This window comes from Desulfoluna sp. CYM3A, from assembly GCF_056829965.1.
Window position 1 is genome coordinate 4,708,168 of record NZ_CP186556.1, and the last position, 15,015, is coordinate 4,723,182.

A 15,015-nucleotide genomic window follows, 5' to 3' on the forward strand; every position below is an offset into this window, starting at 1 on the left:
GAACTGAACCGCTTAAGGTGTCAGATGATGCTGTCCCGGAAATCGGCAGGATCCACCGAAGCCACAGAGATCACGCGACGGCCGTCCGCTGACTTCACCACCGCTTCCACCACCTCGCCGGGGGGCACTTTGGCATACCCCGCACAGAGGGCGGCGCCCACCTCAATGGTCTCCTCGGAGGCGTCAACATCCACCAGCACCGTTGGGCTCCCCTTGCCCTTGAGATCGATGAGCAGGTGACGCTCGGGCTCGTGATAGGTGATGATCCAGCGGTTGTCCCCTTTGGTGCGACCCACAATCACCTTCTCACCGCCGGGCAGGCGAAGGTGCCGCCCCTGCTTGAGCAGGTGAAGGTCGCTCGGCACGTAGGCCTTGCCGCTGGCAAACAGGTCCCGCAGGCGATCCGAATATTTTTTATCCGTCAGCAGGCACCCGCCGGCAGGTGACGGATACTCTTCGATACCGTAAGCCTTGGCCAGGGCCATCTGCTCCTTTCGGGAGCGTCCCTGGATACCGAGGAGCCGCTCACGGTCCACCAGGCCCAGGGTCTCCACCTCGGTTTCGGGCAGCACCTTGGCCGACAGGGGCCGAAGCACCTTTCCGTCGAAACCGGAGCGTTTCTCCACGTAACGAAGGGCCTGCTTGTTCTGGGACAGGGGCCGCTGACCGGCCACCTCTCCGCTGAAGAGAAAATCATACCCCCCTTTTTCCAGCTCTTCGCCTGCCAGGCGGAACATCAGGGCATGGCAGTCCCTGCAGGGGTTCATGTGCTTTCCGTACCCGCACGGGGGGTCGGTGAGCATCTCCAGGTAAGTTTCGGTAATCTCTTTTACGATGAGGGGAATCCCCGTCATCTCTGAGGCTTTCCGTGCCTTGTCCGCAGGGAAAAACGGGGTCTCGAAACAGATCCACGTCACGTCGATCCCCTGGTCTTTCAGCACCAGGCCTGCCAGGATGCTGTCCAGTCCCCCGGAACAGAGCCCGATGGCCCGTACACTCTTCTTCTTATCTGTCATGGAATGGGTTCCTTACGATATCAATTCAAGGCGGGCCCGGCCCCTGAAGGGATCCGGGATACCGGCTGCTCCATGCGCCCGGTCAAAAGGGACGGGTCTTGGGTCGCCACGCCGTGGCCCAACAAGCCGTTGAGAAACACAGGGTCCCCCCCGGCCATGAGGGACTCCATATGCGTGGAGAGGATCCCCGCCACGAGTTCCTCGCGATCCAACCCCTGGACATAGTCACCATCCATCATGGAGGCACGCTTCTGGTCAGGGGCCACCAACGCCTCCAGCTGCTTGCAGAAGACTGTTCTGAGGCCCTTGTCTCCCGTGGCCCTGACTCGGTTCACAAGCCCTGCCAGTTCCGTGGGTTCGGGAATATTGGGGGAGGTGAGAAACCGGCCCAGGTGCGCTGCAAAGCGCTCGATCCCATCGGCAATGTGATGGGGACGTACCGAGCGTCTGTGGATTTCTACCCGGCATTGAGCCACTTGCACGACACCGCCGTGAGGGTGCCTGAGCCCGGCGAATCCTCAAGATAAACGGTGATGGCAATGGAGGTGTAAATGTAAGAGTCCACCCAGCCGAGGCCCGTTTTGGTAAGCCCCTTCTTCCCGGAATAGCAGTAAAGGGTCCCTCCGTCACGGGTGGCAACAGAATATTGCTGACGTCCGAAGGAGCGGTCTGGCGGGATGCCGTCAGGAGAAACCGCCGCCCGTTTCGCGAAGAAAGCAGGGTCAACTCGTTCTGGTCGTAGCCATAGTACGCCCCGGAGTTTCCGTCCGGGGTAATCTCCATGACGTAGCGGCTGCGCACCACCACAGGGGTTTCAAGCCCCCCGCCCTCTTCACCCAGACGGGTGTAGCTCCCCTTGCAGGCCTCCGTGCTCCCGGCATCGCGAACCAGGCGCACCACGCCCGGCACCACCGCGCTCACCGGAATATTCGGATCGTACATGTACCGGATAAACCGGTCCATGGAGGAGGGGACGGCAAAGGCAACACCCACGCCGGTGCCCCGGCCCTTACGGGTTTCTTCCCAGACAGTGCCGGATGCGGAGATGTTGTCGACAAAGGCGAAAAGGGTGTCCAAAGACTCGGCGTCCGGTGCCCCCGACGGGGCCCCCACGCTCTTTTCGAGGTGATCAAAGGCGGTAAAAAGCGCTTTCTCAGAAGGGGCGTCCGCATAAGCGGCCGTCCCGAACACACACAGGAGAAAGGCAAGACAAATCAACAAAGCTTTTTGTGTCATAAACCATCCCGGTTCCCCGTTGGGAATCCCGGCTCTGTAGGTCTGTTACGGTTGGGCCGCGGTCAGATAAAAGGCGTTTAGAAAGTGGTACTTGCGCTTACGCACCTGGAGGGCCCGTCGAAAGGTGAAGAAATAATAACGCCTGTCTTTTTTTAACATACCGCGACCATGGGTCGAGACCATCTTTTTAACCCAATTGCGATCATTTTGCAAACACCCCCACCGTGCCCCAGGGAACATCCCCTTTTTTCCCACGGCCCCCGGCAACAAAAAAAGGCGGCCCCCGCGCCTGAGGACCGCCCTTCTCGCCGTTATGGAGTCACCGGCTTATTTGCTTCCGAAGCTTTCTTCCGAGATGCCGATAACCGCATCGTCCATGCCCTCGATGGCGGCAAGGCGACCCAACGTCACGGCCAGGGTGTTGTTGATGTAATAGGCGCAGGTCTTGATCTGGCCCTCGTAGAAGGGAAGGTCCTTTTTCTTGGGTTTGCCGGCCAGGGCTTTCTCCGCGGTGAGGGCTCGCCAGAGCAGCAGCCAGCCGAAGGTCAGGTCACCGGTGACCGTCAGCAGGGGATGGGACTGGGCAAAGGCGCTCTGCACCTTCTCGCCCATGGCCGCGTTGGCAAGGGCCACCACCACCTCGTTGAACCGGGTGTAGACCTCTTCAAGTTTGGCTGCCAGGGGCTTCAGCTCCGCAGACTCCTTGGCCTCGTCGATGGTCTTTTTGATGCGGGCCAGAAAGCTCATGAAGGGCTTGCCCTTGCTCATGCCCACCTTGCGGCCCAGAAGGTCCATGGACTGGATGCCGTTGGTGCCCTCGTAAATCTGGAAAATCCGGCTGTCCCTCAGGAGCTGCTCCACCGGAAAGTCCTTGCAGTACCCGTAACCGCCGTAGACCTGAACACCGTGGCTGCACACTTCATTGGCCTTGTCCGTGACATACCCTTTGATGATGGGGGTCAGCACCTCCAGGAGCTGGCTGTACTCCAGGCGGGTCTCCTCGTCTTCGGCCAGCTTGACCATGTCGTGGCAGATGCCGGAAAAGTAGATGAGGCTGCGCATGCCCTCCACATTGGCCTTCATCTCCAGGAGCTGGCGCCGCACGTCCGGGTGCTGGATGATGGGAACGCTGCCCTCCCTGGGCTTCACCATGTTGGCCCCCTGGACCCGCTCACGGGCGTAGGCCAGGGCGTGCATGTAGCTGGCCGTGGCCACGCCGAAGCCCTGCAAGCCCACCAGCTGCCGGGCATCATTCATCATGATGAACATGTTGCGCATGCCCTTGTTTTCCTCGCCCAGGAGCTCACCGATACAGTTTCCGCTGCCCCCCAGGGTCAGGGAGCAGGTGGCGCTGCCGTTGATGCCCATCTTGTGCTCGATGCCGGTGCAGACCACGTCGTTGAATTCACCCAGGGACCCGTCCTCGTTGACACGGTACTTGGGAACCAGAAAGAGGCTGATGCCCCGGGTCCCGGCAGGGGCACCCTCGATGCGGGCCAGGACAGGATGGACGATGTTGGGCGTCATGCTGTGCTCACCACCGGAGATAAAGATCTTGCTGCCGGTGATGGAGTAGGTCCCGTCCGGGTTCTTTTTGGCCGGGATCGGATAACCAACATCGGACCCGGCACACGCTTCGGTGAGAAGCATGGTCCCGGCCCACTCACCGGAGTAGAGTTTTTTCAGGTAGAGTTTTTTCTGCTTTTCGTTACCGATCTCCTCCACCATCTTGGCCGCCCCGTGGGTGAGGCCGTGGTAGAGCATAAAGGCCACGTTGGCCCCGATGAAATACTCATTGGCAGCCAGCGACACGGTCTTGGGCATGCCCTGCCCGCCCCACTCCGGGGAATCGGACATGGCGAGCCACTCCCCTTCGATGAAAAGCTCCCAGGGCCGTGAGTAACACTCCGGCAGGGTCACAGTGCCCCCTTCAAAGTCACACCCGGCGTCTCCGGGCTCCTGGGTGGGCATGATCTCCTTGATGGCAAGGGAACGTGCCTCGGAGACAATCATGTCGATGGTCTTTTTGTTGAATTCGGCGAAGGTCTCGTTGTCCGTCAGCCGGGTTACCTCCATCTGTTCATGGAGAACAAAGTCTACATCCCGTCGATCGGCAATGGGTTGGGCCATGAAACATCTCCTTTCATTATGAAATCATCTGTCCGTGTTTATCCTGTCGGCAAAAACCGGGCGCCTCCCCTGCCCCAAGGCTTCCGGGAGGCGGATCAAACCGGATCCGTGCCCCGGGGTGCCACCTGCCCTGCTTGACACCCCCTCTTTTCATACCATCATTGCGGGTTGATAGGTCAAGGATTCCGACCCTTTCACGAAAGGCACATGGATACGCGACTGTAAACAATGTACCGAAAGAAATGAGATAGTAATAAATGTGATTGGGGATGTCAAGCTGAGGGAGCATTTGCCGCAGCAAAACAGCGCTCCCATTCGGACCGGGAAATGCCCTCATATCCTGAAATATGACACCCACCTAGTGAAACTTGCGTTGTCTCCAAAACACCGTCATCAGGCAAAGTGACGCCACGGGCCACATGCACCTTGTCTGACACCGGCCCTATGCGCTATGCTGTCTCACAATGCCTCAACCCAAGGCGTCAAAAGGCCATTTTTATTCAACCCGCATGGAAAAACACCCATGCCATGACCCTGAGGGACCGACATGTACATCAAGTGCTGGGGCTCCCGCGGCTCGATCCCAGTCTCCGGACCGGGCTACCTGACCTACGGCGGCGAGACAACCTGTCTGGAAATACGAAGCGAAACCGACGACCTTGTCATCATCGACGCAGGAACCGGGATTCGCAACCTCGGCAGCCTCATGGCCCGGGAGGGGTGCCGCTCCTGTCACCTCCTGTTCACCCACGTCCACTGGGACCACCTCATGGGCCTCACAGCCTTTGCCCCGCTGTTCTCCGACACCTGCCAGATCACCATACCGCGCCTGCCCTTCGGGGGAAGCTACATCGAAGAGGCCCTGGACACCCTCTTTTCCCCGCCACGGTTTCCCGTCCCCTACCGGGACATCAAACAGCATATCCGCTTTGCCGATTTCCCCCTGGATCACTTCACCATCGGGAGCCTCACCTTCGACACCATCCCCATCAGCCACCCCAACGGGGGCCTGGGCTACCGCATCCGGGAAAACGACCGTCAGGCAGTGTTCCTCACCGACAACGAACTGGGTCAAACCCACGAAGGCGGGGGAGCCTTTGACGACTACGTCGCCTTTGTCCGGGGCAGCGATCTGCTCCTCCACGACGCCGAATACACCCAGGAGGAGTACGAGTCCCGCAAGGGGTGGGGGCACTCGGCCTGGCCCGATACCCTGCGCCTGGCCCTGGCAGCGGAGGTGGGCCGCCTGGGACTTATCCACCACAACGCCGAACACACCGACGATGCCATCGACGATATCGTCAACGCCTGCAGGGACGAGATCCTCCGGGCGGAGTCGCCCCTGGACTGCTTTGCCGTGGGGTCCGACACCGTCATGTCGGTATAAGAGCCTCAGGAGAATAACATGGAGACAAACATCCTCGATGCGGTGCACGCCCTGACCCGAAGCCGCCTCACCGTGGCCCTCACCGGCGCGGGTATCTCCGTTGAGAGCGGAATCCCGCCCTTCAGAGGACCGGGGAGCCTCTGGGAGAAAATCGACCCCACGGAATTTGCCCATATCGATGCCTTCATGAAAAACCCGGCAAGGGTATGGGAAGTGCTCATGGGGGCCATGAAAAAGGTCCTGGACACCGCCAGGCCCAACAAAGCCCATCTGGCCCTGGCCGAGTTCGAACGCCGGGGCCTGCTCTCGGCCGTCATCACCCAGAACGTCGATTCCCTCCACCAGAAAGCCGGAAGCCAGGATGTCATCGAGTTCCACGGCACCTTTGCCACCCTGGTCTGCATGGCATGCGGTAAGGCCACCCCCAGCGAAGAGATCGGCCTTGAGAGCCTTCCTCCGCTCTGCGCCTGCGGCGGTATCTACCGACCCGACTGCGTCTTTTTCGGGGAAAATATCCCCATGGAGGCCCTGGGCCGCTCCCGGGAGTTCGCCTCCCAGTGCGAGGCCATGCTCGTGGTGGGCACCTCGGCCACGGTCCAGCCCGCGGCCATGATGCCGGTCCTGGCCAAACAGAACGGGGCCACCATCATCGAGGTGAACCCCACCCCCACGCCCCTCACCGCCGGAGTCACCGACATCTTCCTCCAGGGAAACGCAGGGGCCGTTCTCTCCCGCCTGGCCGAGGCCATCCCCATCCCGGCCAGGGGATAATACCCCTTCAAGGGCGGCCTGCCCCAGGCAAGGCGAACCAAAATAAAAACGGGCCGTCCATTATGCGCATCATGGACGGCCCGTCGCGTTTTGTCCTTCCTTGCCCGGGCCAAGTCACACCCGGCTTTACCTCAGCTTACCTTTACCACCAGCACGGCCATGCCCTCCAAGGCCCTCACCAGCTTGATGCTGGCGTCTCCAAGAACAAATTCTTCTGCCTTGCTCATGCGCTTGCGCCCGATGACCACCAGGGAAGGGTTGACCCGCCGGGCCTGGTCGATGATGCCGTCGGCAATGGTGTCGTAGGGTTCGGTGACCATGAGGAGGGTGATGTTCTCCGGGGGCACCCCCTTCTCCACAAACCGGTCCCTGGCCTGTTCCAGTACCTCCATGTACCGGGCAGGCTGCTTTTTCATGAACTTCTGCCCCATGAGGGCTTCCCCGCCCGACTGCTTGCGGAACACATGGAGCAGGGTCACCTGCAGGTCCTCGGGGCACCAGGCCATGGCCAGAACATATTCCAGCACCGCCTTGGAACTCATGGAATCACTTAAGGCAATCAACATGGAATCCATGCCCACCTCCGATTGGTCACTCCCGTTAGAAGATAGAATAAAGGCAGCGTGTCACGTCTTCGATCAGCTCATCCGTGTTTTCGTAATACACCTCGCACCCCCGTGAAAAATGAAGCAGAATGTTGTTCAACGACTTGGGGATGTAGGGGTAGACTTTGCGCAGGTTCATCACCCGGTTGCCGTCCAGGATCGACAGGTCGGTGGCCACCAGCGAGTCAAAGAGATCGCCGTAGATGCGGGTGTCGTACTTGATCATGTGGAGGGTGTGAAACCCCTTTCCGATGGCGTAGAGCAGGATATTTCCCATGCCGAAGATATCCAGCCCGAAGGGGTTCTCCGTGGCCTGGTAGTCGTAGTCGAAATCGATCCAGGTGTAGTTGCCGGACTCGTTGTCGATGATGATGTGATCGTTTCTCACGTCCCCGTGCCGGAACCCGTTCACATGCAGGTACCTCAGGGCCTCGAAGGCCTTGACCAGCCCCTTGAGGATCCCGGGGAGCACCTCCTCAAAGTAGACTTTATGGGGCATGTGCAGCCCCTCGATGTAAAAATAGAAATTTTCTCCCCGCACCACGTCGATGATCCGGACGCTGTTGTCCCGGTTGTCGTTGAACTCCACCCCCTGCATGAAATAGGGATGGTCCTTGACCAGGGAAAGGATCTTCCCCTCCTTGACCGGGTCCCGGAAGCAGCGGATCTTCACGCCTCCCAGGGAGGTGACAAAGGTCTCGAAAAAGACCAGCTTCATCACCTTGCGATCCCCGGTGGCCTCATCCACCACCCACTTCACCCACATCTTGGGGTCTTCCACACCGAAGCGCCCCTCCCGCGCGTTTCCGGTGACCCGGTACTCCCGGCCCCCCACCGCCACGCGGTCCCCGATATCAATGGACATGAAATCGGAGGTATCGGTCACCAGCCGCCCGGCCATCTTACAACCCTTTGAGCTTGCGGAGGGGAAGGCTTCCCATGGCCACCTTCACCTCGTTCAGAAAATTCTGGAGACCGTTGTTCTCAATGACAAGGCCGTACTGCTCGGCCAGGACCGCCACACTCATGATGTCCTCGTCATGGAGAATCCAGTGTTCGGAGTTGTAGAGCTTGAGCAGCCCGAGGATGTTGTCGCTGCGCTTGATGGGAACCGACAGCATGGAGGCGATGCCCTCTTTTTTCACGGCGTCCCTGTTTTTCACCCTCGGGTCGTTGGCAAAGTCTTCGAAGTAGACCCAGCGCCCCTGGGTGAACTCCTGAAACATATCGGAGAACTCGGGCACCACGCGATTGTACTCCTGGCTGAGCCCGTGGCTGCAGACATTGAAGAGCATCTTTTCCCGGTCATCGAAAAGAAGGATGCTGGCCGCCTTGATCTCAAAGGAGATGCAGATACTCTCCACCAGGTGATGGCCCAGCATGGTGACGTCTTCATAACGGGAAATGGCGTGGCTGATGGCTCGGAACTGAGGCAGCCCGATCTTCCTTTCCGGTTCAAAGGTCATGGAACCTCCTAAAAGCGACGCCCACAAAAGGGGAGCCATTCACGAAGGAACAAAATCAGAACATGGATGAAGCAACGAAGCTGTGGTGATTGTCCGGCAGGAATGGGCATACGCAGGCAGGAGGGCACCGGACCCAGAAAGAGAAAAAAAGAGAGAAGCATGTACGCGTCGTGTAACCGGAGATGCCAAAGGCCGTCAGGCAAAGGGCAACCCACGGGAAGTCATGGATAAAATGCTACTCCAGATCCCCTCGGTGAGTCAATACCCTTTTCGGCGGAAGCACCTCGAAACAGACGGCAAATCAGGGACGGGGGGCAAGGAGCCCCCCGTCGCCATGGAAAGAAAAGTAGTCAAACCCGGAACCACTGTGTGGAAGAAAAAGTCGGAAACTACTCGGAACGGGTCAGGAAAAGCTGCATAAACCGGGCATCGACCTGCTGGGGGTCCAGGTGGGCATACTCTTCGGCCACTTCCCCGAAAAGGCGCTCCAGCCCCCGGGCCAGCCTCTCGCTGAGTTCCACCCGGCTCAAGCCTGTTTCCTCGGAGAGCCAGGCCAGGCAGTGGGCCTTGGCCTCGTCCGAAACCTGCCTGGTGCCCCCCTCATCGGTCCAGATGCCGGAGAGAAGCCGTTTCACCTGGTCCAGGGTAAGGGGCCCCCCATGGTCTCCCTCCCCCAGCCACGCGGCAGCCCACAGGGTCAGCAACAGGCTCTTGATGGTAAAGTCGGGTCCCTTAAAAGGCTCAGGGTCCGGATCCAGCAGGCTCAGTACGGCATCGATGCCCGTCACATCGGAGAGCACCGCCTCGGTGGCCTCGATATCGGCCAGGGTCTCAAACTCCCGGTACAGGGAGCCGCTCCGGTAGTTGTCGTAAAAGAGGGGCCGGTTGAGAAGCAGGCCTCCGGTGACGCCCATCCACGCCTCCCCCAGAAGGGAGAGGGAGAGGCCGCGTCCCAGGAGCCAGCTCTCTTTGCGCCAGCGGTCCGCCTTGAACTTCAGCCCCATGGCCAGACCGTAGCCCACCCTGAAGATCTCTTCCAGACTGGTTTCGGCAAGCCATGCGGCCAGGCCCTTATTCATCTCCGCGTCGCGGTTCAGCGCCTCAAGGCCCAGGGAGATGTACCCGCACACCTTCTTCACCACCCGAAGAGAGCTCGGCACGCTCCCGCACCGGCTTCTGGTCGGCGGCAATGACGCGGTTGCACAAAACGGCAAACTCCATCTGAAGGGCGGACAAAAGCGTCACGTCGTCCAGCTCCGCCAGGGCATCTGAGAACAGGGAGCCCTCGGGCACCTCACCGGTGTGGGCGTGGGGAACCACGGTGGCCGCATCCAGGGGAGGTGTCTTTTTAAGGCCCTTGCGCAGGGACTCCGCGTCCAGGGGTGCGTAGACCCCCAGGGCCTCTTCAAAGGGCAGAAAACCCTTTTCGGAAAGCCGCACGTTGCGCAGGCGATAGCTCTCCTCTTCCACCTCGGCGGAAAGGACGCTCATGGCCTCCAGCATCACGGCCTGAAAGCGCGGATGATCCTCTTTGGAAAGGGTCTGGAGCAGAGAGAAGACCACGTCGTTTCGATCGTCCGGGTGGATGTACGGCGCGCCGTCTTCCACCGGCTCGTCCGGGACCTCGCGATGCCGGATGTAAAACCAGTCGTCAAAGGTGAACCAGCCGGGCCCGAACTCGGACGGGTCCTCGTTTTTCTCACGGACCCTCACCTCGATGTGCCGGGCCAGATAGTCCTCGAAAAAAGCGGTGTGCTCCACAACCATCCAGTTGACGCATCGCTTGGGGTCGGCCTTGAGGAGGAGATCGAACCAGCGGGTCAAGCCGTCCACGTCCAGGAGGTCCCGCTGCCACACCTCCGCGTCCACAAAGTACTCCCACTGCTCGGACGAGGCCACGGCCAGCACGGGCAAGGCGTCCTCTGCCCCGATGTCGTTGACAAGGAAGTAGAGGTCCTGATGGGGAAACGACTGCACCAGGGCCGCAGGGGTCGGATCGCTGATGATAGCGTCCAGTGCTCCATGCCCATGATTTTCAGGCGACGCTCGTAGCGCGCCGCATCCGCGGGAGAGAGGCTCCCGTTCAACTCCATTTTCTCTTCAAGATTCATCTGTTTTCCTCGTATGGCATGGACCGAGCTGCTCGTGCAGCATCAGGCCGGAATAAGGGTCGGCTAACCACCCGTGGCCGGGGGGACGCCCCGGTCTTTCCCGGGACCACCTAAAGTAATGCCGGTGGGGCGGTCTGTCAAAAACCCGGCCCCTTCTCCGGGAAACACGGGGGTGCGGCAGGGCTCATCACGGCCGCCAGAGCCGGGAGATCAGGTACGCGATGACCGCAGCCAGAAGGATCAGCCCCCCTGCCTGGGCATACCGAAGGAACATGAGGCTCCCCACACCAAAGCAGAAGGCGTAAACCCCCACGGCCCCCATGCCCCAGAGCAGGCAGGCCCGCCCAAAATTGGGACGCCACCCAAGATGGGGGTATCGCCTGTAAATGGGTCCCCAGAAGGCGGGAAACGGCCTCACCCGCTCGCAAAAGGCCACAAGGTGGGCCTCGTCGTCCGGCTCCGTCAGGAAACAGACCACCACCCAGCTGACGGTGCAGATCCCCACCACGATGAGAAACCGGTACTGCCACCGGATATGGGGGATGGCGTCCCAGTACCCCAGGGCCTGGGCAAACTTGGGCGACAGCAAGGTGCTGGTGACCCCCGAGGTGGCCAGGGCCGTGATCTCGGCCCAGGCGTTCACCCGCCACCAGAACCAGCGGATCACGATGACGATGCCGTACCCCGCTGTGATCATGGACATATAATACCAGGCATCGGCCACGGAATCGAGGTTGTAAGCCACCACCACGGAAACAAGGAGCATCAGCACCGTGCTTACCTGGGAGGCGCGCACATAATGGGTCTCTGAGGCCTCCTTCACCATAAACCGGCGATAGATGTCGTTGACCATGTACGAGGCCCCGTAGTTGATGTGGGTGTCCACCGTGGACATGAAGGCCGCCATAAGGGAGGCCATCATGAGCCCCAGCATGCCCGAGGGCAACAGGGTCGTCAGCAGCATGGCATAGCCCGTCTCCGGGCTTGACGCATCGGGAAAGGCGATGAGGGAAACCATGGCGGCAAAAATCATGGGCCAGTAGTTGAACCCGAAGGCCAGAACCGCAAAAAAGAGGGTGGCCTTGGAGGCATCCTGCTCGTTTTTGGAGGCGATGATGCGCTGGGTGATGGCAGGGGGCGGGTTGCCCCACCACTTCAAGGTCATGAACACCACAAAGGTGACAAAAAACGGGGTCCCCACCTCCGGAAGGAAGGAGAGGCGAAGCCCGGCGTCCGCGGCCCCGTATTTTTCCGTGAACCCGATCACCACCTGGTCGATGCCGCCAATGTACCGCCAGGCGTAAAAGGCCAGCAGAAAGGAGCCCACGCTCCCGATGACAAACTGGATAAAGTCGCGGATAACGCAATGCCCCAGAGCCCGCTCATGGCCGTGTAGATAAGGGTGAACAAAAGCAGTACAAAAAGCAACAGGTCCCGGTTCACACCCGGAACCACCACCTCCGAGAGGGTCCACACCGCCTTTAAGATCCAGCCCAGGGTAATGGCGTTGGCAAACACCCCGAAATAGAGCCCCTTAAAGGCCCGTAGCACCGCTGCCTGGGGCCCGGAGTACCTGAGTTCGATGAGCTCTGCCGTGGTGATGATGCGGGACCGGCGCAGCATGGCGGAAAAGAGGAAGCCGCCAACGCCGCCCCCAGCACAAAGGACCAGGCAAACCAGACCCCCGGGATGCCGTTTTCCGCCACCAGCCCGGTAATGCCCAGAGGGGTGTCAATGGCAAAGGCCGAAGCCACCATGGAGACCCCTGCAAGCCACCAGGGAAAGGAACGGCCCGAGACAAAATAGTCGTCCACGCTCTTGAGGGCCCGGCGTGAAAAATAGAGGCCGAGGGCCACGCTGAACAGCAGATAGCCCCCGACAATCGCCCAATCCAGATGGGACATAACACCTCCACATGCAATTGATAACAGTTCCGTCCCACCCATATCAGAATTGGGACAGGGTAGCACGCGAATCCATGGAACCATGCAAGGCAAACGCGTTTAACAGTGAATTGCCTCTGGAAGGCCGGTTAAAGATGCCTCCGGCGGCCCTGCCGGGGGCCAAGCTTTTGAAAAGCTTGACAAACAGGCCTTTAAATTTTCCAATACCCTGGAGGCAGGCTTTTCCATGCACTTTAACCATAGAAGGCAAAATCCAAAGGCACCTCCCCCCAAAAAAAAGGCCCCGCTCGATCGCCATCGAGCGGGGCCTTCGCCGTTTTCAGCATGGGTCTATCTAAGCGGCGTTTTTCTCCTTGAGTGCCTCGGGGCTCACAACGGCACCGAAGCTCTCCTTGAGGGCTTCAAGGCCCTGCTTCTGCTCCTTGAGAACCTCGAAGAAGCGGGCGGGAATGTCCTCTTCCTTGCCGTAGGCTTCATTCTGCAGGTCGATACGGGACATGATGTTGTCCACGTACAGGGAAAACTGCTTGGTGTAGAGGTCCATGGGGTAGGGCTTGTCCAGAATGTCGGTGAACAGGGCCTTCAGGTCTTCGTACTCGGGGATGATGCCGATGGGGGTCTCGATGCCGCCCACCTCGCCGTGGAAACGACGCTCCAGCCATGCAAGCCAGACCTTCACATCCCTTTTTTCGCCCAGGAGCTTGGTGGACTCGCCGCCGCGGGCCTGGTGGGTCAGGAAGTAGTTGAGGCCTGCCATGAGGGGACGCTTGCCGTCGGCAATGCGCTCGTTGGCCCAGAAGGTGAACTGCGCGTCCATGTACTCGCCAAGGGCGCCGGGGATAAAGGGAGCGTTGGCCCAGGGGGCACGCTTCACGCCGGTGGCCCCTACCTCGGTGGCGGTGGCGGCGGAGACGATGCACGCGCCGATGGCCACGCCGTGGTCGGAGTTCTTGGCGACCCATACCGGGGGCATGGTGTCGGCATCGCGACCGGAGTAGGTGATGACGCTGGTTTCAACACCGCTGGGGTCTTCGGAAGAGGGGGAGTAGTTGGCCAGGGAGCTTGCCACCAGGGTGGCACGGGAGTTGGGGTGGGAAACGGGAACGGGCTTGCCCTTCTCGTCCACCATGCCGGCTTTCCACTCGCCCTGGAAGTTGCGACCCTTTGTGGGGGCCTCTTCGCCGTTGCCGGTCCAGTGGGGCTTGCCGTCGTCATCAATAAGGACGTTGGACCAGATCACCTCGGTGCCCTCTTCGCGGAGCAGGGGCATCAGGCCGGGATCGCCTTCCCAGTTCACGTCTTCCACGATGCCGAAAATCCCGCTCTCCGGGTTGATGCTGCGAACGGTGCCGTCTTCGGCTATCCACATCTGGGCCAGGTCATCCCCCACAAAGTGGTGGCCGGCCATGGCCGTGGTGGTCTTGCCGCAACCGCTGGGGGCGGCGCCTGCAAACCAGGTGGTCCGCTTGCCGGGGCCTTCGATGCCCGTGATAAACATGTGCTCGGAGAGCTCGTTGCCGCGGTTTTTCACTGCCTTGTCCACGGAGAAACGATGGTTGCCCTTCTTCATCAGCAGGGTGTTGCCCGCGTAGGTGCAGTTGATGGAGTAGGTGGTCTGGTCGTTTCGGTCCATGTAGACCCTGGCGTTGGGAAGGTCTTCCGTTCGGTTCAGGCCCTGGGAGTGGATGTTGGTGTAGAAGTACCCCAGACGCTCCACTTCGTTGTCAAAGTCGCTGAACCGGTTGCGGTAGAGCATCTCCGCGCTGTGGGCCACGTAAAAGGAGCTGGTGATCTGAAGGGAGGGGTTGGAGCCCAGGGCGCCAACGGGTCCCCTCATGTAGAGGCCCACGATCATGGTCATGCCCTTCATGATCCCGCCCATCTTGGTCTTGACGTCGTCAAGGCCTTCGGACCGGTCGATGCGGTTGGCCAGGGAGCTGACCTTCTCTTCGGGCTCGGCCAGGTAGAAGGTGCGGTCGGTGATACGGCCCTGCTCCTCCTTGAGCTCGAAGTGGATCGTGTGGTTCGGCATGGGAAGAGCGTCCTCCTCCCCGTTGGCCAAAGCGCCTGCACGAACGGCTTTTCCGTCCGCATCGGATCCGGTGTTGATGAAGATGCTGTCCGGCGTGCAGAGTTTCGCAGCGTTGGCGATGGTTTTCACCACCTCTTCGGTGCGAATCTGTTTAAGTTTCGCCAGGGTCTCAGCGTCCATGCGAGCCTCGAGGAAGGCCAGGGCCTCCTCAAGCGTCTCGATCCCCCCAATCATCTCTTTTTTCTGTGCCATGTTCTTCCTGATCCTGAAAGTGTGATGACAACCCGAAGCCCCCGTCGCCGGGCAATACTTCACACCCGGCCTTCTCACGCGCCTTTGTGCCGCAACCCCATGCGG

General features: G+C 60.3%; 14 protein-coding genes. 2 read left to right on the plus strand and 12 right to left on the minus strand.

Annotated features, from left to right (window positions below; all coding sequences use genetic code 11):
* Positions 1-20: 20 nt before the first annotated feature.
* From ACOYW1_RS23905 to ACOYW1_RS23920, 4 genes are all read right to left on the minus strand, one after another.
* Positions 21-1,016 (minus strand): tRNA 4-thiouridine(8) synthase ThiI, encoded by a 996-nt coding sequence (locus ACOYW1_RS23905; protein ID WP_482420032.1) that lies wholly within the window; start codon positions 1,014-1,016, stop codon positions 21-23.
* A 20-nt stretch (positions 1,017-1,036) separates the two neighbouring features.
* On the minus strand, positions 1,037-1,282 hold the full coding sequence (locus tag ACOYW1_RS23910; protein WP_482420033.1) for a hypothetical protein: 246 nt from the start codon (positions 1,280-1,282) through the stop codon (positions 1,037-1,039).
* Positions 1,272-2,252 (minus strand): hypothetical protein, encoded by a 981-nt coding sequence (locus ACOYW1_RS23915; protein WP_482420034.1) that lies wholly within the window; start codon positions 2,250-2,252, stop codon positions 1,272-1,274. The genes ACOYW1_RS23910 and ACOYW1_RS23915 overlap by 11 nt, the downstream gene beginning before the upstream one ends.
* A gap of 327 nt (positions 2,253-2,579) precedes the next feature.
* Positions 2,580-4,382 carry an acyl-CoA dehydrogenase gene (locus ACOYW1_RS23920; RefSeq protein ID WP_482420035.1) on the minus strand — a complete coding sequence of 601 codons (1,803 nt, stop codon included), beginning with the start codon at positions 4,380-4,382 and terminating at the stop codon, positions 2,580-2,582.
* 547 nt (positions 4,383-4,929) lie between these two features.
* Between ACOYW1_RS23920 and ACOYW1_RS23925 the strand changes: the two genes are divergently transcribed.
* Both ACOYW1_RS23925 and ACOYW1_RS23930 read left to right on the plus strand, forming a co-directional pair.
* Complete coding sequence (locus ACOYW1_RS23925; RefSeq protein ID WP_482420036.1) at positions 4,930-5,769, plus strand: MBL fold metallo-hydrolase; 840 nt, start codon at positions 4,930-4,932, stop codon at positions 5,767-5,769.
* 18 nt (positions 5,770-5,787) lie between these two features.
* Positions 5,788-6,540 carry an SIR2 family NAD-dependent protein deacylase gene (locus ACOYW1_RS23930; protein WP_482418109.1) on the plus strand — a complete coding sequence of 251 codons (753 nt, stop codon included), beginning with the start codon at positions 5,788-5,790 and terminating at the stop codon, positions 6,538-6,540.
* 131 nt (positions 6,541-6,671) lie between these two features.
* On the opposite strand, the gene ACOYW1_RS23935 is transcribed toward ACOYW1_RS23930, so the two are convergent.
* From ACOYW1_RS23935 to ACOYW1_RS23970, 8 genes are all read right to left on the minus strand, one after another.
* Positions 6,672-7,115, minus strand: coding sequence for a universal stress protein (locus ACOYW1_RS23935; protein ID WP_180142618.1), 444 nt, complete (start codon positions 7,113-7,115; stop codon positions 6,672-6,674).
* A gap of 25 nt (positions 7,116-7,140) precedes the next feature.
* Complete coding sequence (locus tag ACOYW1_RS23940; protein ID WP_482420037.1) at positions 7,141-8,046, minus strand: protein kinase; 906 nt, start codon at positions 8,044-8,046, stop codon at positions 7,141-7,143.
* 1 nt (position 8,047) lies between these two features.
* Complete coding sequence (locus ACOYW1_RS23945) at positions 8,048-8,611, minus strand: GAF domain-containing protein (protein WP_482420038.1); 564 nt, start codon at positions 8,609-8,611, stop codon at positions 8,048-8,050.
* 389 nt (positions 8,612-9,000) lie between these two features.
* Complete coding sequence (locus ACOYW1_RS23950) at positions 9,001-9,771, minus strand: DUF6178 family protein (RefSeq protein ID WP_482420039.1); 771 nt, start codon at positions 9,769-9,771, stop codon at positions 9,001-9,003.
* On the minus strand, positions 9,713-10,588 hold the full coding sequence (locus ACOYW1_RS23955) for a DUF6178 family protein (RefSeq protein ID WP_482420040.1): 876 nt from the start codon (positions 10,586-10,588) through the stop codon (positions 9,713-9,715). Before ACOYW1_RS23955 ends, ACOYW1_RS23950 begins: the two co-directional genes overlap by 59 nt.
* A gap of 321 nt (positions 10,589-10,909) precedes the next feature.
* Positions 10,910-12,196, minus strand: a complete 1,287-nt coding sequence (locus ACOYW1_RS23960; protein ID WP_482420041.1) for a sodium:solute symporter family transporter — start codon at positions 12,194-12,196, stop codon at positions 10,910-10,912.
* A gap of 7 nt (positions 12,197-12,203) precedes the next feature.
* Positions 12,204-12,626, minus strand: coding sequence for a sodium:solute symporter family transporter (locus ACOYW1_RS23965; protein ID WP_482420042.1), 423 nt, complete (start codon positions 12,624-12,626; stop codon positions 12,204-12,206).
* 334 nt (positions 12,627-12,960) lie between these two features.
* A complete protein-coding gene (locus ACOYW1_RS23970) occupies positions 12,961-14,910 on the minus strand; it encodes a phosphoenolpyruvate carboxykinase (GTP) (RefSeq protein ID WP_482418113.1) in 1,950 nt (649 codons plus the stop codon).
* Positions 14,911-15,015: the final 105 nt, after the last annotated feature.

Bases quoted from the DNA above. Each gene is read 5' to 3' on its own strand.
- ACOYW1_RS23905 (WP_482420032.1), bottom strand. From the start codon at position 1,016: ATGACAGATAAGAAGAAGAGTGTACGGGCCATCGGGCTCTGTTCCGGG.
- ACOYW1_RS23915 (WP_482420034.1), bottom strand. From the start codon at position 2,252: ATGACACAAAAAGCTTTGTTGATTTGTCTTGCCTTTCTCCTGTGTGTG.
- ACOYW1_RS23920 (WP_482420035.1), bottom strand. From the start codon at position 4,382: ATGGCCCAACCCATTGCCGATCGACGGGATGTAGACTTTGTTCTCCAT.
- ACOYW1_RS23925 (WP_482420036.1), top strand. From the start codon at position 4,930: ATGTACATCAAGTGCTGGGGCTCCCGCGGCTCGATCCCAGTCTCCGGA.
- ACOYW1_RS23930 (WP_482418109.1), top strand. From the start codon at position 5,788: ATGGAGACAAACATCCTCGATGCGGTGCACGCCCTGACCCGAAGCCGC.
- ACOYW1_RS23935 (WP_180142618.1), bottom strand. From the start codon at position 7,115: ATGGATTCCATGTTGATTGCCTTAAGTGATTCCATGAGTTCCAAGGCG.
- ACOYW1_RS23940 (WP_482420037.1), bottom strand. From the start codon at position 8,046: ATGGCCGGGCGGCTGGTGACCGATACCTCCGATTTCATGTCCATTGAT.
- ACOYW1_RS23945 (WP_482420038.1), bottom strand. From the start codon at position 8,611: ATGACCTTTGAACCGGAAAGGAAGATCGGGCTGCCTCAGTTCCGAGCC.
- ACOYW1_RS23965 (WP_482420042.1), bottom strand. From the start codon at position 12,626: ATGTCCCATCTGGATTGGGCGATTGTCGGGGGCTATCTGCTGTTCAGC.
- ACOYW1_RS23970 (WP_482418113.1), bottom strand. From the start codon at position 14,910: ATGGCACAGAAAAAAGAGATGATTGGGGGGATCGAGACGCTTGAGGAG.